This window comes from Sphingomonas sp. CFBP9019 (assembly GCF_034045155.1).
Taxonomy (GTDB): Bacteria; Pseudomonadota; Alphaproteobacteria; order Sphingomonadales; family Sphingomonadaceae; genus Sphingomonas; species Sphingomonas aerolata.
On record NZ_JAXCWK010000011.1, the window covers coordinates 1 to 19,798 of the forward strand.

Below are 19,798 nucleotides of genomic sequence, written 5' to 3' on the forward strand. Positions count from 1 at the left end.
CCTATGGGCCATCGCACGGCGCGCTTCCGAATAGGTCGTTGCAACCATCGGATAATCAGCCTTCAGATTGTACCGCTCGCGATATTCTTCTGGCGTTAGTCCGTGCGTCGTGAGGTGTCGGCGAAGTGTCTTGTATGGCTTGCCATCGATCATGCTGACGATGAAGTCCGGGTTGGCCAGCGACTTACGGGCCGACACTGCGGGGGTATATTGCTCGGTATCAGCGACAGGGGCGTTCGCCTCGTTGGCACCGCCGATTAAAGATTGAACGCTGGAGTGCATCTGGGCGAGAAACGCTGGAACGTCATCTGCTGATGTTCGCGTGTTTGGGTTCGACAACCATGCAATCGTCAGCTCGGTTGCAAGCTCGACGGCGTCTAGCTGGATAGTTTCGTCAGACATCATTCACTCCACGTATGTCGCCGCCATTTGGGGTCGCCTTTTTACAAAAACAACCGCGGCTGCATGCGACTGAAGCAATCAACCAAATCTCCGCATGAATAAGTAGCGATACAAACGATGCCAATATGTAAGTGATTGCACCATTCTGGCCGTGAGGGAAGCAGGGTAAGAACGACACATTATTGAAGACATTTGCGCCTAATATGCGCACCTTTGTGCGAGCATGAGCCAAATGATCTTCAAGGTTGACGGGATGCAGTCCGGCAATCTTTGGCTCTGCTGCTACTGCCGATGACACCTATGGTCAGGCCATGGACGGCAGCGAAATGGCCGGAATTGGTGGATAACGGCCTGACCGTTTTCGGGTAGATCGGCGGGTAAGCGGAAGTTCGCCAATGAGCCATGACCCTAGTTTTTCCCACCCCTTTGCTCATCCTGCATGCTTCAGGCGCTCAACAGTCCTACCAGCGAAAACAATGGCTCAATGCTTGTATGGATACGGAACAAAGATGATGGGCTTTCTCGGCGTTGGTTCTGATAGCCGTCGTTCCGACGTTCTATCAGTGGCTCTTTGCGCCTTCGCCCGTGTCAGATATAGTTCGGCATCTGTTACCATTGATCGAGCCGCTTCTGGTGATAAAGGTGCGGTTTTAAACTGGATCGCTGCCGCTGGCAGACTTCGCAGAAGCACCGCGCACTGGAAAAATAGTCTCAGTCCGTCTGGTGCCGGGCAAAACATTGTATAATCTTCATCTAATTTCGTTTGCAAGCTATTTGACGTATATTGATGAGATCCAAGCATATACCCGCCACCGAAGCTTTTCCCGGTAAATCCTCTACCGAGATCAATGTAATATCTAGCGTCAACCGGGCTACCCGACTTTGGCTTGTCCGGGACTAATCGAGCATACGCACGCTTCTTTGCTCCCTCCTCTATTCGCGCCTCTACGGTTCCTTCTGGAAAAGATAGTATTGTGCCATTATACTGAAACGGCGCTGTATCCGGCACTCGTGGTGCTGGTGCTCCACAACCAGTTGATGCAAGCGACAGCAGGCATGCAATGGCGGGGCCTGAATGAGCTGACATATGTGCTTCCATGATCGAGGGATGCGGTCTTCAGCGCAGTGAAGTAACAAAGACGTGCACTTTAGGGTTAGCTGTTGGACCGCACGAACGTCCGCAACTGGGCGGAAGCGGAATGGCCGGCATTGGTGGGAAGCGGTCATTGGCGAAGCGCCCTTGCCTCATATCAGAACTGAGGGATTTTCTTCGGTGTTAGATACGGCGACGTGAGCGTGCCCGCTCGTAACTCGTCAGCGACGGCAATCATGAAGGCATGAAGTTCTTCTTCCATTGACTTTATGTCGTCGAAAAGATTGAAGAAATGCCTCTCGTTCCAGCCCCAAACTTTGCCATCCCTTTCGATCTGGAGAAGATAGCCGGGCTGCTCCTCACTCCATGCCCAGCTTGTATGAACTACGACATTGCGCCTATCAGCAAGCTGCCGCAGCCGCTGCCTGATTGTTGCCCACGTATCCCTCAGTGGGTGGCCTTCGAGAGCCTTTTTGAGAATGGCGTCAACGATCTTGATCCGCGCGTGGACAGTGCCGGTCTCAGCCATAACGGTCGCTATGATCCAGTCACTGGAGTGTCCGATACCCTCGTCGCCGATGAGCGTAATGCCCATGATGCCTGAGATGGTCCAAGCTAGTTGCTCTTCGGTCCTATTCCAGGCCAGCAGGATCAAGCCAATTGCCGATACGCACTCGGGCCGATGAGACTGTGCCCACTTGGCATTCGGGCTGTAGCTTTTAAGCTGCGCCGGATCGATGCTGTCACTCATGCGCGGATCACTCCATAAATAATGCAGCCGCAAGCGATGGCCGGTACTGGTGGAAAGCGGACGGTCTGCTTTCGGGTCTACAAACCGAGAAAATACAAATGGGTGGCGGCTCCTATGTATCGGTCCTGTGCCTCCGCGGGAATTTAAACTTCTCGTGCGTTTTGTCGAAAGCAAAACCGGTGAGGCTCGCACCGGTATCGAACATCTAAGACTTTGGAACAGCCGGCTTTGATCCGTTAACATTTCCAAGCCAGTAAAATCCATCGTAATTTTCGTCCGATGAAATTCCCGCTAAGGGCCGTAATGATATGAATGGTAGATGCCGCAAGTCGCCATCACCGCTGTAAGAGTGCACGCCACACTCAATATCACCAGCCATGATTTTCTTGTCTGCTGTGCGTTTGTACCCCGGCTTTAACACACAATCCCACGACGTGCCTTTTGCTGCTGCCATGTTTAGAGTCACGATCTCATCGGGCGGGGCTAAAGACATCGCCATTGGTTTAAAGGTGGATCCTTCCCGGCCAATTTCGCGCTTTCGAGCGTGAAGATTGCCTACCAATACTAGAACATGATCATAACGGCGCTGCCGAGATGCTACACGGATGTTTTCGGCCTGGGCTGCTTCGTGCGGGCCTTGTCCAGGCAGGGCTTTAAATCGCTCGCGCTGAGCTTCGTCGCGTGCACCATTGAACGCCACAATGCTGATTAAGCCGCCTGCTTCCTTCAAGGAATGGAGCCTTACTAGCAACTGGAACATCGCTTCACTGGTGACCCCATCTTCTCGCCCTTTCCAACCCGCGAGTCTTAACGCGGCTTCGAACTGGGATGGTTGAAGCGACCATGCCGCCTGAAACGCCGGGTTGTGGATGGCGTCGTGCTCAACTGCGACGAGCACATGCTCACCCTTAGCGGCAAGTGCGCAGGCTACATCTCCTACAAACTTGGGAGCCTCTTTAGTGCCATGGTTTTCACCGAAAATTACAAAGCGCGGTTTTCGTTCAGCAACTTGTTCCCATCCATCAGGCATCAGACAATTGGCCTTTGCTCGGACTGCCGCCAGCCTGTCGGCTTGGTCGCCAATGGATGCGTAAGACATAGTAAGTAATCCCGCTCCGGAACCACTGACCGCAATTGCTGCTAGGCAGCACAGATGACGGATGCTCATCGCAGAAGGATGGCCGGAAGTGGACGCGAAGGCAATCGCACGGTTTCCCTACATTGATGAGCAACCTGGGTATTTTGCATCAATGGTGACCGGCAGGGGGAAACCGCCGTGAATGAATGACCGCTTTCTGGGGGGGCTGATTTGTGACCTGACCGTCCGATACTGGGCGACAGCGGAAAGGCGGCTTTGGGGGGCGGCTTTGCCGATCGCGAACGTCGCTATCTGGTGGCTAGCTACCGATCCGATTCCGATTAAGACGAACCAGCAAAGCGACCGTCAGCACTATCGGGAGAAACACGTTAGCCATCGGGACGCTCGCGGTATTCGTCAGTGCGCAATATAAAAAATAGGCACCAAGAGCTATACTGAACGCGACCAGTACTGCTCGTAGGAGCATGTGACGCGATCCGGAATAACTTTGCACCTTCGATCTCCGTCCAACCTCAGCGTGGACATTACGACAGCGTGCGAACGTCCGCAATTGGGCGTGAGCGGAACGGCCGGAATTGGTGGAAAGCGGACGTTAAATTTCAGTGAGCTGGCGTGTGCGAGAACACGTTCATTACTATTACGCCGGTCACGATGAGGCCCATACCACTCACGGCGGCAGCGTCGAGTTTCTGTCCTTGGAATGCCCATGCCGCGGTTGAAATAAGGACAATGCCGGCACCGGACCATATTGCGTATGCGATCCCTGTTGGTATCGTTCGGAGGGTCAGGGACAGAAAGTAGAAGGCGATACCGTAACCAATGACGGTAACGACCGTCCAGGGCATACGCGTAAAACCATCTGACTGCTTCATAGCAGTCGTGGCGCAAACCTCCGCGACGATGGCGATTGCGAGCATGAGATAATTCATGCTTGGTCTAGTAGCACACCAAATGCGGCCAATTTTCGACGCCCGCACGCTGCGCCGAATGTCCGCTAATGGGCGTTAGCGGGGGTGTAGCAATGAGCTACGACCCGAGTTTTCGGCGCCCCATTGCCGCTCCTGCATAATACATTTACACAAACCATTAGTTTAACAGGATCAGCAGCTTACCACCTCGTAGATTGGTAAGTAGCGGACATTCCGCTCCTTTCCGCCTGTATGACATGGTCGCGCTGCCAACGTGACGGAATCGGTAGCCGTATAGCTACAGCGATCCTCAACGACGGGGTTCAGATTCGATCCCCCGCCGCTGAGAATGGCTGAAAAAGGGCGGACGTGCCGGATATCAATCGTTGGGTTGGCCGCAGAACTCGCGACAGCGAATATGTCACTATTTCATGGCTAACAATGAGCGTTCCAGCGGCCTCCCTGCCTTTTCTACGTTCGCCTCATTGGGAAACAATAAAGTTATACGTCAGCACGTTCGACGCGTTGCCACCGCCGTAGCCCATTGGGACTGCTGCAATTTTCAAGGCTTTCCTGCCGGGGTGAATGAACTGGATTCGCATGTTTGTAGCATCGCGGAGCCGTTTCGCCGGGTCATCTCCAACGCGAGGAGGTTGCGTGATTTTGTAGATTGGGTCTGGCCGGGGCGTCCAATATGTTCCGGTTCCCAGATAAGCAGGCAATACGAATGCGACAGTATCACCGACCTTGACATCGATTTCTCTGCCCGCGTCGTCATAGCGGAGGGTGTGCGTGACATTGGATTTTGCAACAGCGGACGTCGACAAAGCTATAGTGATTCCGACCAGGAATTTGTTAGCGTAGGACATTTGTCTCTCCAGGTGTCATACCGGCATTGATCATGCTGCGCGCAGTCGCAATATAGCGCAATGAGAGAATGCGTGTGTTTCAATCGCATCGGCCGCTTCCTGCCGTTCCGCTTTGACGCCTTAAACCGGCCCGTCGGCTTTTTCGGGTGATCTGGTTGGCTCGGGGCCTCCGGAACGACCACGCCTGGTGGAAAGCGGACGTTAGTCATTGTCCGTCAGGACTGTAGCGAAGTCGATGATGGAGAATAGCAATGTCCGCCATACTCGTTGCGCTTGCGGTGGCGCAGGCTGAATTTCGCCCGCTCGGCAATTGCTCCCTAATTCGACACGTCACGTTTTATGAGGACATGAACGCGCTCCCGGCCGAGATCAGGTCGGATATCATAAGGAGAGCTGGCGTGATTTATCCAAGGACGGAAAAAGGTGGCACATTGGGCGATGTACTCGGTCCGAAATCCAAGGTCGGCAACGTTCTTCTTTACGTCGCTCGCGACAACAATCAGTGGCTCGCGTCTTACATATACGGCGGAATAGCGATCCGGACAGTGACGGTTTCGTACCTTCAAAGTGAGAGCACAACGACCCCGACACCATACTTGATGGGCGCCTTGCAAGGCGACGGTTGTACCGCAGCAAATGCGTTCCTGAAGGGGGTCAGCGTGGAGATGGGCTGGCAGCGTTGATGGGGTGAATGTCTTCTGTTGGGCGGAGGCGGAATGGCGAGCATTGGTGGTTAGGCGACAGGCAGCTTTCGGGACATCGATAGCCGTTAGCTGCCATCCCGAGTCCGCCGGCCTTTCTCAAAACGGATCGAGAAAAGAGAACGCGCCTCGTGTACCGGAAGAGCTGTTATATTGGCTGAGGGACTGTATGCTTTGTATGCAGCGGGCAGAGACCAGGGGGTGGGCGAATGACGATAGCGGCAATCGTGTTTCTCCTTTGCTGGGCTACCCTGATCCGTGACGCGCGCACGCCTATTACCCGTTTTCTACACCGCCTGATGGTGGAGATGCCCGCTGCAGCGTTGAACCGCCTTGAGCCCGCGCACATCGCGTTGGCGATTGTCGTAACAGTGTTGGTCGTTGTGCATCTCAATGCGGGAGATAGCGACCCGATCCGCATGGTTGCGTTGTTTGCCCCAGAAGTAACCATATGGCTTGCTAGCCTCGAGCTCGGCGCCATTGTTGAGGCGGTCGTAGCCTTGGCTGCTGCTGCGGCGGCATTGCGCCGTGTGGGTATTGCCGCCACCCTTACAAGAATTTTCGTCTCTCTGCCACGACACTCTAAAAACAAGGTAAATCGTGCGCGTAAGGGTCCACGGCTTAACCGCAAAGTGCCTTCGAACGATGAAGATGACGGGGTGAAGTTCGCGTTAGCGAGCTGAGCTGAACAGTTCGTCGGGAACGGCTTCGACAGCCGCTCCACTCGGATTCTCCTGTCATCATGTCGGCCAAGTGCGCCGACCCTTCGCTATAGGTGCGCCTTGCTTGACCATCTTCTAGTTATTTTGCTGCTTTTCGTTGTCCCGGTTCGCGCGCTTTGGCGCAGCCGACCTGGACGGACGGCCTCTGGCACCAAGATCACCCGTTACATAACCACAATTGGGATGGTGGCCGGGTTGCTCGCTCTATTAACAACCAGCTGGCTTATGACAGGTCGATCCGCACAAGCGCTTGGCCTCAATACTCCTACATCGACACCTTCGCTGATTGGTCTTGGCGTCGCGATCGCAACCTTTATTGCCTTATTCCTCAGCAAAGGCAAAAAACCTAAGCCGTCGCAGAGGGAGGAAATAGAGGCTGTACGGCGCGATCTTTTTCCTGAAACGCCAAACGAAATGAAGCTATTTCTGCTTTTGAGCCTTGCAGTCGGAAGTGGATGGGAGATACTTTATCGAGGCTTTCTTTTGTACTACCTACCGTCAAAGATCGGGCTATCAGGAGCGATCATCATCGCAGCTCTTGCATACGGCGCGGCGCACGGGTTCAAAACCCCAAAGCAATTTGTAGGTAGCATCGTATCCGCGCTGGCTTTTACTATAGCATATGTCGCCACATCGAATTTGTGGTGGTTAATGCTGATACACATAGGGGTAATGCTATTCGGTGCCATCGTCAGCACGGCCATCAGTGGTGATTTAGAAGCCAGCTGATTGGTGATGGATCTTCCCAATTGGAAAGGTCGGGCGAGATGGCAGTGACCGGATCCCTTCGCTGCCACCAATGCGACCGCTTTCGCAAAGCCCGTTTCCAACTGCGCTTTCCCAAAATCGGCGGTTGGGGATGGAGAGCTGGGAATGTCGAGGTAGTGCTTGGAACGGCCGGTTTCGGGACGGCAGGCCGATCGGCGGAACGCCCGAGATTGGGCGCTTCCCGCCTGTCCGCTCTGCGGTCCGCTTTGCCGACAGCGAATGTCGCGACCTGGTGGTAAGCTGAATGTCGGCTTTTCAGCAGCTGAAATACAGATGGCTATTACGCTGCCGGTCGAAGACTCTCAATGACATGCGCCAAGCACGATACGGGATTTTTCGACGGTGAAACGGCCGCACATCTGATCGCGTGGTGGCGCGATGCTGGCACATACCCCACGGACTGGCTTCGAAGTGAGCCTTTTACCTCTAGGCCATTCACAAAACGCGGACTGACATTGCGCGCCGCTGCTGCAAACGCCGCCCGCCGATTTCATCGCGGCTGTCGTCCTAACAACAGGAGAGGACATTGAAAGCAGCGCGGCTAAAAACATTGTCGGGCTCCATTCGGATGACGATCAGCGAGGGTCCCTGAGCTATAGTCGGCTGCTTTCGGGAAAGCCAAATTCGCGCGCTCGCGTCCGTTATTGGGCGCTTTCGGTCATTCGGCGCGATCAGTGTCGGAATGTCTGAATGTGGTGGCAAGCAGACCGTCTGCGTCGGATTGCCGATCGCGATGAGCCGACGTTCATTCACATATCAACACGGGAGGAGGCGTGCCCCGCCTTATCGTCCTCCGGCCCTTCGCTCATAGTCTATCGTCAATGCTTGAATGACCAATATTGATACAGTACCATATAAAATCAGCCACCAATGCTCATATTGGTAGTGCCCGCCAACTATTCCTCTTGATAGAGGAAAGTCAAAAGTCACCTCTATAATCACGATAAACATCGGAACCAATGCGTAAAACGGATTCGAGTTTCCCCGCGGTACTTCCGGTCGACCAGCCGAACGCGAGGAGGCAATGGACTTGATCCTAAAGGTATAGATAAGCCATCCCGCAAAAGAAAATATATAAGGAAGAATAGTTAAGAGCAGTATGGGGCGACCTAGCATCGCGTTATATGAGACGTGGTAGTAGGTTGCTCCAAAGAGGGGGAGTCCGCCGATAAGTCGATTTATGTTCTCGGATGCGCTGGGTGACGTCGATATTGATATAAGCAGATAGGAAGCCACGAATCCTAGGCTACTGACGAGTCCGACATTTAGCTGTCGTTTCGTTTCGATATTCAAAGTAGTCACCTTCCGACATCAGTCGATATGCTTAAGCCGGATCAGCCCTAAAGAATGGTTTATGCCTGCGCGCTGCTGTGGGTCCCATTTGCTGAAAATCATGACCGCGTGTGGGCGGAAGCGAAGTGGCTGCTTTGGGAGAGATCGGCCTGAACGAATAGCTGCTTTCGTAAGCCTCGATTCTCAACCCGAGCGTCCGGACGTGGGCGGCTCCCGCCAATCCGCTTTCCCGTACATAATCAGCCGGTCGGCTTTCAAGTGGGTGGGCCGGCCCGGTAGCCTCGAAACGGCAATGCCTGGTGGAAAGCGGAGGTTAGAGGATCATACCTTGGCGGTATGCGAGCTTTGCAGATCCACAAGGTTTCTCGCCGCGGCTCGTAACTTCGAGGCTAATCTGCGCTCGATCGATGCGCGTAAGAAGCATTCCAAGGCAGTCATACTTCCGCATATCATTTTCCGCGTCAGTTTCGACGTGGACCTCTAAACGATTTGGGTCGGGGCCGAAATTGCGAATGACTGCGTCTGTTCCATAGTAGCGTTGTATTGTTTGCTTAATAAACTCGACCTCGTTCTGAGACAGAGGCGATGGAGTTATTGGAGGCATTGGGGGTGATGCAACCGGCATATGCCTTGTTAGCAGACAAGCGAATGTCTGCAATTGGGCGGGAGCGGTCATTCGTCGATCCAGGGCGCTGAACGTCTGACTTTGGAGGATTGCCGACTGGCTGCTTTCGGGAACGAGGGTGGCGATAGCCGACGTTGCGGCCTGCCGGTTTTTGCAGCGACGAAATTTCGGGAATGGTTAAGCGGCAGCATTCGATCAGAGCTGAACGCCTTTTGCCGTCCAAGCTGCCATCTCGCCATCGGCTATGGTCAGCGATACGCGCCAGGTGTCGGTACGCCGTAGGACATAGACATGCTCCCACTCGGCCACCGGAGCGTCATCAGCACCCATCATGCGATAGGCCATGCGCGCCTGAGCAACGCCCGGGAACAGTTCGTCGGCGGATAGCAGGGCGCCCTCCGGCCGCACGATGCCCTGAGCTCGATAGAAATTGAACAGCGTGGCACAATGGTCACGGAACGCGGATCGCGGCATGGCGAAGTTGCCGGTTGGGGTGGGAAACAGTCCAACCTCGTCCCATAGGTCACTTAACATGCCTGCGTCCTCGCGCGCGAAGGCATCGACGTAGCGGTCGAAGAATTCTGCGATGTCGTCGTGAAAAGGCATGTCAGTCCTAGCTGGTGGCTGCGGCCGATGGCAGTGCTTGATCAAGCCGCAAGCGGCTGGACCAGGCGGACGTTCGCCGCCGCGAGCTGCGCCTTCATGATGTCGTTGAAGGCCATGGTGGGATTGGCCTCGGCGAGCATCCCGATCTTCATCCAGAACTCAGCCTGAGCGTTGATCGATCGGCACATGACGGCGCTGGCGCGGCGGGCTTCCTCGTGCAGCTCGTCATCGATCTTCACTAAACCCATGATCCAATCCTCATTACTCGATATATGTATCGTATATTTATCGTATATTATAGGGTCAATAGCTGTTGCGGCCTACCGCGGCCCCGCGAAGAAGGTCGCGCTCAATGAATGGCCGGTATCGGGATCCAGGTCGTCAGCCTGAGCGTCCGGGTGTGGGCGCTTCCGGTCCGTCCGCTTTCCAGACGAATACCGCCCTCCCCGTCCCCCTTCCTGCCGCCTCGCCTCTATATACTAAATTTCCCGCCGGTGCGTTTCAGGTATACCCTCTGCGTTCCTACCCTGGCCGGTCCGATTTCCGCCAAAAAAGAACATCAAAAATTTGGCTTGGATTGCCCCTTTGGTCCGCTTGGAGTCCTAATCAAGGAAGACCAAACGGCACCCTACCAAACGGCACCGCCGAAGCTCCATTGAGGGTTAAAGCTTTGCCTTGTATGCGCTCGCAAGGCGGTGTCGGCGCGTTGCAGTTCACTGCTGGCGACCGTCCCACAAACGATTGAGTTTAGAGAATGGGACAGGCTTCCCGAAACCTGTGGGAAATACGATCTGAGGAGTGTATCGTCTGCCGCAGACACACGAACTGGCCCTGATTGGGGTGACCAGGACCAGTCCCGATTTAGCTATTCCAATCAGCGCGCGACGCGAAGGATGATCTTCCCGCGCGCCCGGCCGGACGCCTGATAGGCAAATGCCTCCGAAGCATCGGCGAGCGGAACGGCACGGTCCGTCAGCACGCGGACACCGCCAGCCACCTTATCCACCACGCTCGCGAGCCGAGCCGCGTCTGACGAGTGGAAGACGAAGGTCGCACGAACGCTGTGCGCCTTGGCCATAGCGTCGTCAGGCGGTGACACCGTGGAGGCCAAGATGCCGCCCGCGCGCAGCACGTCGAACGAACGAACCTGCGTTTCGCCGCCGACCGTATCGACAACCACGTCTGCGTCGGACACGCGCGCGGCGAAATCCTCGTGCCGGTAGTCGATCACCACGTCCGCGCCGAGCCTTTCGACTACGGCGATGCCGTCCTCCGATGCGGTCGCGATCACGCGCGCGCCGGCGGCACGGGCGAACTGGATGGCGAAGCTGCCGACCCCGCCCGCACCGGCATGGATAAGGACCGTCTGTCCGGCTCTGAGGTCCGCTACCTCGAACAGCGCCTGCCATGCCGTGCCTGCCGCCGTCGGGATACCGGCGGCATCCTCGAAGCCGATCGCATCGGGCAGCTTCACGAGCTGGTCCGCCGGCACGAGTGTGAACTCGGCGACGGCACCGCCGCTGGTCGGCGCCGTGCGGGCGACGATGCGGTCGCCGATCGTCCAGCCGGTCACGTCGGCGCCGAGCGCCTCGACCGTGCCGCTGAGATCGGTGCCGACCGTAGCCGGAAAGGTGAGCGGGAAGTAGCCGTGCATCGCCCCGCTCCAGAGCTTCACGTCGAGCGGGTTGAGCGCCGCGCAGGCGACACGCACGAGCACCTCGGTCGCGCCGGGCGGCGGCGTCTCGACCTCGACCAGCGCGGGATCGACTTCGTAGCCGCTAAGCTGAAACGCCTTCATCATGCCTGCTCGCTGGAGGCGCCCATCGCGCCCATCTGGCGCAACCAGCCGAACCAGTCCTCCATGTGCCAGGTGTGCGTCACTAGGCCGTTCTCGATGTGGTGGAACTCATGGATCGGCAGCGTGAAGGGGCGGCCGGTCGGCGCCACACCGAACCACTCGCCCTTGTGCGTGCCCGTGATCTCCGCGCGCACGCCGGCCCGGCCGGGCGCGCCGATAATCTCGTGGATCGTGACCTTTGCGTCGGGGAAGGCGGCGCTGAAGCCCCGGACCAGCGGCTTCATGCCATCACGGCCGGGCTCCTGGCCGGGTGCGAGCGGAATGTCCTGCCAGTCGGCCGTGACAGCCTGATCGAGCAGATCGGGGTTATGTTCGGAAAAGGCGCGGTACAGCGTTTCGACCGCAACGCGATCCTCCTCACTTAGGGTGCCGCTTACCGCAGCGTCGGGTTGAGCCATGCTCTATCTCCTTGATGACAGCAGAAAGGTAAGAGCCGGCGCCACATCGTTGAAATAGATAGTCGGTATGTGGCATCATCATCACCATGGATTTGCAGACCGTCGATCTGAACCTGCTCGTCGCGTTCGACGCACTGATGGCGGAGCGCAACGTCACGCGCGCTGGCAGGCGCACCGGTCGCACCCAGCCGGCGATGAGCGCGGCGCTTGCCCGATTACGCGCCCTTTTTGAGGACGAGCTGTTCGTGCGCGGCCCCTCCGGCCTGCAACCGACCCAGCGTGCGATAGAACTGGCAGAACCGCTCGGCCGCGCGCTTGGCGAAATCCGCCGCACGCTGGACTTTACCCAACGTTTTGATCCCACCACCTCGACGCAAAGCTTCACGCTCGCGCTGTCCGACCACCCCGCCTTCGTGCTGCTGCCGCGTCTGACGAACAGGCTGCGGGCGGTGGCGCCGGGCGTGACCTTGCGGGTCAACGCCTACACTCACCGCGACGATACCGTTTCACTGCTCGATGCCGGCGAGGCAGATCTAACGATCGGGGTGCCAGCCCGTCAGGGGGCGGGTGGCCGCATCCTGATGCGGCCGTTGTTCGAGGATCGCTTCGTCTGCATCCTGCGCCGCGACCATCCGGCCGCATCGCAGCCGCTCGATCTGGCCGCCTTTCTCGGCCTGTCGCACCTGCTCGTATCACCCGAAGGCGATCGCTTCGGCCAAGTCGATGCCGTGCTGGCGGCTCAAGGCCAGCGTCGGCGCGTTGCGCTCAGCCTGCCGCAGATGCACGCCGCGCCCAACGCCGTTGCCTGCTCCGACATGATCGCGACCGTGCTGGAAGGTGTCGTCGCGGCGTCCGGCAGCCGGAATCGCCTCGCCATGTTTCCGCCGCCTGTCGATCTAGCCCCGGTGTCCTTCGTCATGTCGTGGCACCGACGCAACGAGGCGCATCAGGCACAACGATGGCTGCGCGAGACGATCGCGGAACTGGAACCGTTCTATCCACCAAGCTGATAGACGGACATACGGCCTATCGATTGGCGCGATAACTGATCGGCTCTTAGCTTGTCCTCATAGTTTCCAGCGGAGTGGGCAGCATGAGAACGGCTATAGTCACGGGAGCATCGCGCGGGATCGGACGTGCCTGCGCCATTACACTCGCCGCGCAGAGGTTCGCGGTCGTCGTGAACTATGCCGGGTCGGCCGACGAAGCGGCTCAGGTAGTGCGCGAGATCGAGAGTGCCGGCGGCAAGGCGCTAGCTGTCCAAGCCGATGTAGCGTCCGCCACCGCCGTCGCTCGCCTGTTCGACGGGGCGGAAGCCGCATTCGATGGGATCGATGTGGTGGTGTCCAGCGCAGGCGTGATGACCACCGGTCCCATCGCGGAGGTTGGCGATGATGAGTTTGATCGCGTGATCGGCATCAACCTGCGCGGCACGTTCAACGTCTTTCGGGAAACTGCCCGGCGGGTGCGCGACAACGGCCGCCTGATCGGCCTATCGAGTACGACGCTGGCGCTCAACGCGCCCGGTTACGGGCTCTACAATGCGACAAAGGGCGCGGTCGAAAGCATCGTGCGCGTCGCCGCCAAGGAGCTGGGTGGACGCGGTATCACGGTCAACGCGGTTGCCCCCGGCCCGGTCGAGACAGGCTTGTTCCTCGATGGCAAGTCGGAGGCGGACGTGCAGCGCATGGCCGGCATGGCGCCGCAAAAGCGGCTCGGCCGGCCTGACGACATCGCCGGTGTCGTCGCCTTCCTCGCATCACCACAGGCCGCCTGGGTCAACGGACAGGTCGTACGGGCGAACGGGGGTATCGCATGAGCGCCCTCACCAACCATCAGGTCGTCCTTGTAACCGGCGCCGGCAGCGGCATCGGCCTTGCCATCGCGACCGTTCTCGCCTGCGCCGGGCATCACGTCCATGCGGGGCTACGACTGTCGCGGGTCGAAGGGAAAGAACGGGCCTCCGCCATCCGCGATCTTGCCGACAAGGAAAGACTCGATTTACGGGTCGTCGATCTCGACGTGCTGTCGGAGGTGAGCTGCCGCGCCGCCATCGATCAGGTGATGGGTGAACGCGGCCGGCTCGATGTGGTGGTCAACAACGCCGGCATGTTGATGACGGGCATCACCGAAGCGTTCGCGCCTGAGCAAGTGCAGGCTATATTTGACACCAACGCTACCTCGTGGCTTCGCGTCAACCGTGCCGCGTTGCCCGTAATGCGTCGGCAGGGCCACGGCGTCCTTGCCTATACCAGCAGTACCACCGCCCACATCGCAGAACCGTTCCTCGGCCCCTATGCCGCCGCCAAGGCGGCAGGCGAGGCGCTGGCCGAGGTCATGGCCATGGAGGCACGGCCGTTCGGGATCGAGACGGTCATCCTCGTGCCAGGCGCGTTTACGAGCGGCACCGACCACTTCGCCCATGCCGGCAGGCCGGCGCAACCGGCCGTCGTGGCGCAATATGGCGATCTGCCGTCGCGTGCCGAAACCCTGGGCGATCGGCTGCGCAAGATCGACGCCGCGCACGGTGGTTCGCTGGACGTGTCTGCAGTTGGGGAGGCGCTGCGCGACGCGCTCGCTCGCCCTCGTGGGAACCGCCCGTTCCGAGTGTTCGTGGACGGTCAGCACAAGGGGGTGGAGGAGATCACCACCGTGCAGGACGCACGGCAGCGGCTGCTGCTCGATGCGTTCGGCCTGGGTGACCTTTTACCGAGCGCGACAGCCTCCTAGAGGCTTGATCGACCTTCCCGCAAAGGGTGATCATAAGAGAAAATTCTAAGGGCATCTCGAGGACGCAGCCGGTCAACACGACTTTACCGCGCCGACCAGCAATCAGTCGCCGAAATAAGCAGGTCCATAAAGATCGTCGGCCAGCGACATTCCCTTTGGTGCCCAGCCAAGCTGCTCTCGCGTCCGCATGCTGTCCACCGAATTGTCGACGGAAACGAACGGTGCGGTAAAGCCCAGCTGGCGCTTGGCGTCGGCCTTAGTGCCCGATCGTACAGGGAGGCACAGCCGCCGACCCATGATTTCGGCGATCTCTCGGTAGGTCAGCCCGGCGTCTCCGACGCCGTGGTACACGCCCCCGGCAACACCTTGCTCCAGCGCGAGCCTAAACAGAGTCACTGCGTCGTCGATTTGCACCCCGGTCCAGCGGTTGGCGCCATCTCCGACATACAGCACCTCGCCATGCTTGCGCGCGGCAGCCGCGAGCTGCGGGATCAACCCCTTATCGCCCATTCCGTGGACGGAAGGTGCCAGCCGGACAATCGAGGCGCGCACGCCGCGTGTCGCCCACTGCAATACACGGGCTTCGCTCACCGCGCGCACATAGCCGGGTGATCCAGGGTTCGGCGCGTCGGCCTCGGTGGCAACGCGTGGTGCGCGTTCCCCCGAAGCGCCGGCGATGCCCATTGTGGCAAAGGCGGTGACCAACGGCCGGTTCGAGCCCTGCAGCGCGCCTGCGAGCGCGTCGAGCGCAGCGTCGTTGGTTGTGGTGATTGCCCTCATCATGCGGGCGATCATGTTGCCGGGCCAGCCGCCCAGCACCGCGCCGAGCAGGCGTCTACGCGGCATGTCGCCCGGTGAGAAGCTGTAGGCCAGGTGGATCACGCCGTCCGCCTCCGCGGCGCCCTGTCGCAGTACGGCCAGATCAGTGAGGCTGCCGCTGAGGGAACTGACGCCCACATCGCGCAACGCCTTTGCCGATGCTTCCGACCGGGCAAGGCCTACAACCTCATGCCCGCGCGCAATTAAATTCGTGGCGAGGGCGGGACCTATAAAGCCGGTTGCGCCCGTAATGAATACTCTCATTCTCATATTCTTTCGCAAATGTGTCAGGTGTCGGGGGCACCGATGAACAGCTCCGCGACGATCATGTTGGGCAGCCAGCAAGCCCAAGCGATAACGCGGTAGGATATTGTGAAATCGAGCCCCATCAGGCTGGTTAGTGGCAGGTAGAGCCGCAGCGTCACCGCCGACAGCGTCAGCGCAAACGAGCGGATCATCCAGCGGTGATGCGCCGGCACGCGGCCCATCAGGATCTCCCGCACTGCGATTGTCGTGGCGGTGAGCCACGCTGTTCCCAATGCAGCGAAGCCGGCACCAGCAATCGGTCCCGCCGATACGCCAGTCGCTAAGACTAGCGCCGACACGCCGCCCGCGGCACAGCTGGCGACATAAACCCGTCCAAGCGTCCGGTGGATCACGGGTCGGCGTCCACGCAATGCTGGGACGAACTGCCAAGGTCCGACAAGCAGTGCGGTGGCGGCACCTGCCGCGTGTATAACGATCCACGGACTGAGGTGACGGTTGGCGGTGATGTTAGGCGGAACCGGGCCGACCCCGGCAAGATAGCGGTAGGATGCGAGCGCGACGACGCTGCTTAGCGCGGCCAGGCCGCTCCACATCACACGCCGACTAATCGACGGTCGGGAGCCTCGATCGGCGAATATGGAGAGGGTCGCTTCTTTACTCATGGGCCTACGGAAAAAAGGAGGGGAGCCCCTCAACTAGACTTCGCCGGCTGGATCATCCATCTTCATATGTCCTGTAGTTCATCGCGATCGTCCAATAACCATGGATCCACTTTCAGACGTTCTGACAATGATGCGGCCGACGAGCTACGGTTTTCGTGGCCTCGACGCCGCTGGCGATTGGGCTTTGGCGTACGATTCCGCGCAAGGCATCCGGTGCATCGCCATCGAGACGGGAACCTGTCGTTTATGGCTGGAAGGCTGCACGGCGCCCACGACACTTCAAGCAGGCGACGTCGTGCTGATGACGTCGGGCGCAGCACGTCTCGGCGCGTCCGATGCCGCCGTGCCGGTCGATGCCGTGGCGCTGTTGTCGAGCGTCTCCGCAGGCGCATTCGTGACGCTAAACGGCGGTGGGGATTGCATTGGGGTAGGCGGCTTCTTCCAGCTCGGCGACAGACAGGCCGCAGCGCTGCTCGCAACCTTGCCACCCCTGGTCCATGTCGGAGAGGGTGAAGGCAGGGACGCCTTGCTGGCGGGCATACGGCGCCTGATGCGCGAGCTGCGCGAGCCGCGTCCGGGAGGCGCGCTACTCGCCAGCCATCTCGCCCAGGCGTTGTTAATCGAGGCGCTGCGTGCGCATCTTAAAAGCGGTCAAGTGCATCGTGGTTGGCTCGCCGCGCTCGCACATCCCAATTTGCGGCGGGCTATGGAGGCGATGCACGGAAACGTCGCGCATCGTTGGTCCCTGGGCGAGCTGGCGCAGTGCGCGGGCATGTCGCGGTCAAGCTTCGCCGCGCATTTCGAGCAGGTCACGGGCGAGACGCCGATCGGCTATCTAGCACGCTGGAGGATGACGATTGCTTCGGACCGGCTAGCGGGGGGCGGCATGTCCCTGTCCGCCGTTGCTGCATCGGTCGGGTATAAGTCCGAAAGCGCGTTTGGTGCGGCGTTCAAGCGCGCTAATGGCCGGTCACCCCGCAGTCTGGAAAAAAGGTCTTTCCAAGTGGAAACTGGATAACTCGGCACCATCGACCGATAGGCTTACGCCTATCCGCACTCCGACAAAGCGACACCCGACATGCCGCTCTGACGGGAATGCCGGCCGGGCCTCAAGGCTTTCCCGCAAACTAGCGGCGATGGAGACGGCGCAGGCGTTCTTGGACACGATTATGGTTTGAGACCGGCTTAGCAGGCGAACGGATTACAAGTTCAGCGCTCCGGCCTTGTCAGCCTGACGTTCGCTTTCTACTATGTTATGATGTCACATCAGAAGCTCGCGCCTGCTAATCCCGCCAACGTTCCGAGTGCACGCTTCTTCCCCCACATCGGGCTGGCCGCAAACATGCGCGTGCTAGATGTGGGATGCGGCAATGGCGATCTGAGCCGGATCGTGGCCACGCTGGTCGGGCCTGGAGGTGAGGTCGTTGGTATCGACAGGAGCAACGAAGCGCTCGCATCGGCTCGCGCGGTATCGCCCTCCGCGGAGATGGCGCCTATCCGCTACCAGATTGCGGATCTGAGCGGGGCGCTGCCTGACCTAGGCCACTTCGACGCGATCGTTGGACGCCGCGTACTGATGTATCTTCCCGATGCTGCCGCCACTCTGGCCCGACTTGCACGACTGGCCAAGCCAGCCACAATCCTGGCTTTTCAAGAGCATGCACGCGTCGACCTACCAGTCGGAGCAGGTGAGCTTTCGGCGCATCGGCAGTGCTACACAATGGCGTGGGACACCGTTGCCGCGGAGGGAGGCGACGTAGCGCTCGGTTACCGTCTAGCCGGCCTCGTGCGTGCTGCCGGTTTCGCAATCGAGGATGCGCGAAGCGAAGGCGTTCTCATCCAGCCTTGGGAAGACTCCTTTTTACCGAAGCTCATGCGCGTCATGCTGCCGCGGATGATCGAGCGGGGTATCGCTCGCGAGGGCGAGGTCGATCTGGACATGCTCGCGGACCGTATCGAGAAGGAGCGCAGGGCAGCAAGCGGTACGATCTTCTGGGATCTGGCCTTCCTCGTTTCAGGCCGTTTCGACCCCGCGTGGTAGCCATCGCCCGAGCTGGTGAAGGCCCACCCGAACACCCGTCGCCTGTCTGCCTGCCATAGTCGGGCAGGTTGATCTGATTTGAGCCTGTGGCGAACGCATGTAAGCATGCCTTTTCATCAAGGTCATACCACCTACACGCAATGCCCGCGCATCAGCATCAACTCCGGTGCATCTAGCGATAGCGCTCTCGCGTTATGACGATCTTCCCGATTGGGAACGCTCAGCGAGACGACGCGGGCGTTCTCGGAATCGATCGAATTTTTTGGAAAACTCCGATCAACTAGGCCGAAGTGGCGGTGCGGTTCCTCACGCCCCACTCGCATAGGGGCAGCAGAGCCTCGATCAGCGTCATGCCGAACGGCGTGACGGTGTAATCGACCCTGGGTGGCACTTCGCCATAATCGTGACGAACCACTACGTCTGCCGAGGCGAGTTCACGTAATTGCTGGATCAGCACCTTCTCGCTGATGCCTCGGACCGCCCGCCTGAGATCGCTGAACCGACGCGGACCCGAGCGAAGGTGATACAGGATCAGCGGCTTCCATTTACCGCCCATGATGGCCAGCGCGACATCAAGGCCGCAGTCAGTTGGAGGATTAGATTGAGGAACATTCATCCGGTCTCTCTGGTACTTACCTAAAGGTAGGTTCTACCCCCACTGGCAGTGCCGGTCCATATCCGGGGAACGTACGCGATGGGATCGATCATCCTTTCCGTCGTAACAAGGGAGCCTAGACATGACCGACACGCCGACCATCCTAATCTATGCGAAATATCACATCCAGCCCGGCGACGTGGAAGCATTCCGGGATGTCGCTTTGCGCATGGCACACGCGGCCAGGCTGCGGGACGGCTGCGTATTTCTCGACGTCACGGAGGAAGTAGGCCCAGCCGGCACGTTCCGCCTGATTGAAGCTTGGCGAGATCAAGCGGCATTAAGCGCGCACCTCTCCACGCCCGATTTCCAATCGGTATTCGAAGAAGCCGGGAAACTCGGCATCATCGACCGTCAGGCTGACGCCTATTCAATCTCAGGCAGAGCGACGCTCGATATGCCGTCCTGAGTGAAGTGACAGCCGGGAGCTCTAAGCTTTTCTCCGCCTGTACCAGCGTCCGCTTTGGTCGAACGGCACCCAAAAGCGGACCGGCCGTTATCCGCCAGGAAGCGGTCCACCGGCCCCCTGCC

At 59.0% G+C, this 19,798-nt stretch carries 21 protein-coding genes; 9 read left to right on the forward strand and 12 right to left on the reverse strand.

Annotated elements, in window-relative coordinates; all coding sequences use genetic code 11:
- The 5 genes from SOM18_RS18935 to SOM18_RS18955 form a co-directional block, all read right to left on the reverse strand.
- On the reverse strand, positions 1–402 hold a 402-nt coding region (locus SOM18_RS18935; RefSeq protein ID WP_320482198.1), incomplete at its 3' end, for a MucR family transcriptional regulator.
- Positions 403–1,652: 1,250 nt separating this feature from the next.
- A complete protein-coding gene (locus SOM18_RS18940; RefSeq protein WP_320482199.1) occupies positions 1,653–2,246 on the reverse strand; it encodes a hypothetical protein in 594 nt (197 codons plus the stop codon).
- A 205-nt stretch (positions 2,247–2,451) separates the two neighbouring features.
- Positions 2,452–3,276, reverse strand: a complete 825-nt coding sequence (locus SOM18_RS18945; protein WP_320482200.1) for a hypothetical protein — start codon at positions 3,274–3,276, stop codon at positions 2,452–2,454.
- Positions 3,277–3,944: 668 nt separating this feature from the next.
- The gene (locus SOM18_RS18950) at positions 3,945–4,274 is read right to left on the reverse strand and encodes a multidrug efflux SMR transporter (RefSeq protein ID WP_320482201.1); all 330 of its coding nucleotides are present in this window, start codon (positions 4,272–4,274) and stop codon (positions 3,945–3,947) included.
- 461 nt (positions 4,275–4,735) lie between these two features.
- The gene (locus SOM18_RS18955) at positions 4,736–5,122 is read right to left on the reverse strand and encodes a hypothetical protein (RefSeq protein ID WP_192099714.1); all 387 of its coding nucleotides are present in this window, start codon (positions 5,120–5,122) and stop codon (positions 4,736–4,738) included.
- Positions 5,123–5,373: 251 nt separating this feature from the next.
- On the opposite strand from SOM18_RS18955, the gene SOM18_RS18960 reads away from it, so the two are divergent.
- The 3 genes from SOM18_RS18960 to SOM18_RS18970 all read left to right on the forward strand — a co-directional run bounded on the left by SOM18_RS18960 (position 5,374) and on the right by SOM18_RS18970 (position 7,274).
- Positions 5,374–5,805 carry a hypothetical protein gene (locus SOM18_RS18960; RefSeq protein WP_320482202.1) on the forward strand — a complete coding sequence of 144 codons (432 nt, stop codon included), beginning with the start codon at positions 5,374–5,376 and terminating at the stop codon, positions 5,803–5,805.
- Positions 5,806–6,032: 227 nt separating this feature from the next.
- A complete protein-coding gene (locus SOM18_RS18965; protein ID WP_192143384.1) occupies positions 6,033–6,506 on the forward strand; it encodes a hypothetical protein in 474 nt (157 codons plus the stop codon).
- Positions 6,507–6,605: 99 nt separating this feature from the next.
- Positions 6,606–7,274, forward strand: coding sequence for a type II CAAX endopeptidase family protein (locus SOM18_RS18970; protein ID WP_320482203.1), 669 nt, complete (start codon positions 6,606–6,608; stop codon positions 7,272–7,274).
- A 2,152-nt stretch (positions 7,275–9,426) separates the two neighbouring features.
- Here the strand turns inward: SOM18_RS18970 and SOM18_RS18975 are convergent.
- The 4 genes from SOM18_RS18975 to SOM18_RS18990 all read right to left on the reverse strand — a co-directional run bounded on the left by SOM18_RS18975 (position 9,427) and on the right by SOM18_RS18990 (position 12,093).
- Positions 9,427–9,837, reverse strand: a complete 411-nt coding sequence (locus SOM18_RS18975; protein ID WP_320482204.1) for a hypothetical protein — start codon at positions 9,835–9,837, stop codon at positions 9,427–9,429.
- Between the two features lie 41 nt (positions 9,838–9,878).
- Complete coding sequence (locus tag SOM18_RS18980) at positions 9,879–10,085, reverse strand: ParD-like family protein (RefSeq protein WP_320482205.1); 207 nt, start codon at positions 10,083–10,085, stop codon at positions 9,879–9,881.
- Between the two features lie 626 nt (positions 10,086–10,711).
- A complete protein-coding gene (locus SOM18_RS18985; protein WP_320482206.1) occupies positions 10,712–11,638 on the reverse strand; it encodes an NADP-dependent oxidoreductase in 927 nt (308 codons plus the stop codon).
- Complete coding sequence (locus SOM18_RS18990; protein ID WP_056413609.1) at positions 11,635–12,093, reverse strand: ester cyclase; 459 nt, start codon at positions 12,091–12,093, stop codon at positions 11,635–11,637. Before SOM18_RS18990 ends, SOM18_RS18985 begins: the two co-directional genes overlap by 4 nt.
- An 86-nt stretch (positions 12,094–12,179) precedes the next feature.
- Here SOM18_RS18990 and SOM18_RS18995 point away from each other — a divergent pair, with 86 nt between their 5' ends.
- The 3 genes from SOM18_RS18995 (at position 12,180) to SOM18_RS19005 (ending at position 14,823) form a co-directional block, all read left to right on the forward strand.
- Positions 12,180–13,103: a LysR family transcriptional regulator gene (locus tag SOM18_RS18995; protein WP_056413612.1), complete on the forward strand. Its 924-nt coding sequence runs from the start codon at positions 12,180–12,182 to the stop codon at positions 13,101–13,103.
- Between the two features lie 83 nt (positions 13,104–13,186).
- Complete coding sequence (locus tag SOM18_RS19000) at positions 13,187–13,912, forward strand: SDR family oxidoreductase (protein WP_056413668.1); 726 nt, start codon at positions 13,187–13,189, stop codon at positions 13,910–13,912.
- Positions 13,909–14,823 carry an SDR family NAD(P)-dependent oxidoreductase gene (locus SOM18_RS19005; RefSeq protein WP_056413614.1) on the forward strand — a complete coding sequence of 305 codons (915 nt, stop codon included), beginning with the start codon at positions 13,909–13,911 and terminating at the stop codon, positions 14,821–14,823. The genes SOM18_RS19000 and SOM18_RS19005 overlap by 4 nt, the downstream gene beginning before the upstream one ends.
- 102 nt (positions 14,824–14,925) lie before the next feature.
- Here the strand turns inward: SOM18_RS19005 and SOM18_RS19010 are convergent, their stop codons facing one another.
- Positions 14,926–15,906, reverse strand: a complete 981-nt coding sequence (locus SOM18_RS19010) for an SDR family oxidoreductase (protein ID WP_320482207.1) — start codon at positions 15,904–15,906, stop codon at positions 14,926–14,928.
- Positions 15,907–15,929: 23 nt separating this feature from the next.
- The gene (locus SOM18_RS19015) at positions 15,930–16,502 is read right to left on the reverse strand and encodes a DUF2306 domain-containing protein (protein WP_056413621.1); all 573 of its coding nucleotides are present in this window, start codon (positions 16,500–16,502) and stop codon (positions 15,930–15,932) included.
- A gap of 169 nt (positions 16,503–16,671) precedes the next feature.
- Between SOM18_RS19015 and SOM18_RS19020 the strand changes: the two genes are divergently transcribed.
- Together SOM18_RS19020 and SOM18_RS19025 are read left to right on the forward strand one after the other, a co-directional pair.
- Positions 16,672–17,589 carry an AraC family transcriptional regulator gene (locus SOM18_RS19020; protein WP_320482208.1) on the forward strand — a complete coding sequence of 306 codons (918 nt, stop codon included), beginning with the start codon at positions 16,672–16,674 and terminating at the stop codon, positions 17,587–17,589.
- Positions 17,590–17,829: 240 nt separating this feature from the next.
- On the forward strand, positions 17,830–18,612 hold the full coding sequence (locus SOM18_RS19025) for a methyltransferase domain-containing protein (protein WP_320482209.1): 783 nt from the start codon (positions 17,830–17,832) through the stop codon (positions 18,610–18,612).
- A 280-nt stretch (positions 18,613–18,892) separates the two neighbouring features.
- Here SOM18_RS19025 and SOM18_RS19030 read toward each other — a convergent pair whose 3' ends face one another.
- Positions 18,893–19,228, reverse strand: a complete 336-nt coding sequence (locus SOM18_RS19030; RefSeq protein ID WP_056413630.1) for a winged helix-turn-helix transcriptional regulator — start codon at positions 19,226–19,228, stop codon at positions 18,893–18,895.
- A 121-nt stretch (positions 19,229–19,349) separates the two neighbouring features.
- On the opposite strand from SOM18_RS19030, the gene SOM18_RS19035 reads away from it, so the two are divergent.
- Complete coding sequence (locus SOM18_RS19035; RefSeq protein ID WP_320482210.1) at positions 19,350–19,676, forward strand: putative quinol monooxygenase; 327 nt, start codon at positions 19,350–19,352, stop codon at positions 19,674–19,676.
- Positions 19,677–19,798: the final 122 nt, after the last annotated feature.

Bases quoted from the DNA above. Each gene is read 5' to 3' on its own strand.
- SOM18_RS19010 (WP_320482207.1), bottom strand. From the start codon at position 15,906: ATGAGAGTATTCATTACGGGCGCAACCGGCTTTATAGGTCCCGCCCTC.
- SOM18_RS18960 (WP_320482202.1), top strand. From the start codon at position 5,374: ATGTCCGCCATACTCGTTGCGCTTGCGGTGGCGCAGGCTGAATTTCGC.
- SOM18_RS18975 (WP_320482204.1), bottom strand. From the start codon at position 9,837: ATGCCTTTTCACGACGACATCGCAGAATTCTTCGACCGCTACGTCGAT.
- SOM18_RS18955 (WP_192099714.1), bottom strand. From the start codon at position 5,122: ATGTCCTACGCTAACAAATTCCTGGTCGGAATCACTATAGCTTTGTCG.
- SOM18_RS18945 (WP_320482200.1), bottom strand. From the start codon at position 3,276: ATGCCTGATGGATGGGAACAAGTTGCTGAACGAAAACCGCGCTTTGTA.
- SOM18_RS19020 (WP_320482208.1), top strand. From the start codon at position 16,672: ATGGATCCACTTTCAGACGTTCTGACAATGATGCGGCCGACGAGCTAC.
- SOM18_RS19000 (WP_056413668.1), top strand. From the start codon at position 13,187: ATGAGAACGGCTATAGTCACGGGAGCATCGCGCGGGATCGGACGTGCC.
- SOM18_RS18980 (WP_320482205.1), bottom strand. From the start codon at position 10,085: ATGGGTTTAGTGAAGATCGATGACGAGCTGCACGAGGAAGCCCGCCGC.
- SOM18_RS19025 (WP_320482209.1), top strand. From the start codon at position 17,830: ATGTCACATCAGAAGCTCGCGCCTGCTAATCCCGCCAACGTTCCGAGT.
- SOM18_RS19035 (WP_320482210.1), top strand. From the start codon at position 19,350: ATGACCGACACGCCGACCATCCTAATCTATGCGAAATATCACATCCAG.
- SOM18_RS18940 (WP_320482199.1), bottom strand. From the start codon at position 2,246: ATGAGTGACAGCATCGATCCGGCGCAGCTTAAAAGCTACAGCCCGAAT.
- SOM18_RS18985 (WP_320482206.1), bottom strand. From the start codon at position 11,638: ATGATGAAGGCGTTTCAGCTTAGCGGCTACGAAGTCGATCCCGCGCTG.
- SOM18_RS18990 (WP_056413609.1), bottom strand. From the start codon at position 12,093: ATGGCTCAACCCGACGCTGCGGTAAGCGGCACCCTAAGTGAGGAGGAT.
- SOM18_RS19015 (WP_056413621.1), bottom strand. From the start codon at position 16,502: ATGTGGAGCGGCCTGGCCGCGCTAAGCAGCGTCGTCGCGCTCGCATCC.
- SOM18_RS18965 (WP_192143384.1), top strand. From the start codon at position 6,033: ATGACGATAGCGGCAATCGTGTTTCTCCTTTGCTGGGCTACCCTGATC.
- SOM18_RS19005 (WP_056413614.1), top strand. From the start codon at position 13,909: ATGAGCGCCCTCACCAACCATCAGGTCGTCCTTGTAACCGGCGCCGGC.
- SOM18_RS18950 (WP_320482201.1), bottom strand. From the start codon at position 4,274: ATGAATTATCTCATGCTCGCAATCGCCATCGTCGCGGAGGTTTGCGCC.
- SOM18_RS19030 (WP_056413630.1), bottom strand. From the start codon at position 19,228: ATGAATGTTCCTCAATCTAATCCTCCAACTGACTGCGGCCTTGATGTC.
- SOM18_RS18995 (WP_056413612.1), top strand. From the start codon at position 12,180: ATGGATTTGCAGACCGTCGATCTGAACCTGCTCGTCGCGTTCGACGCA.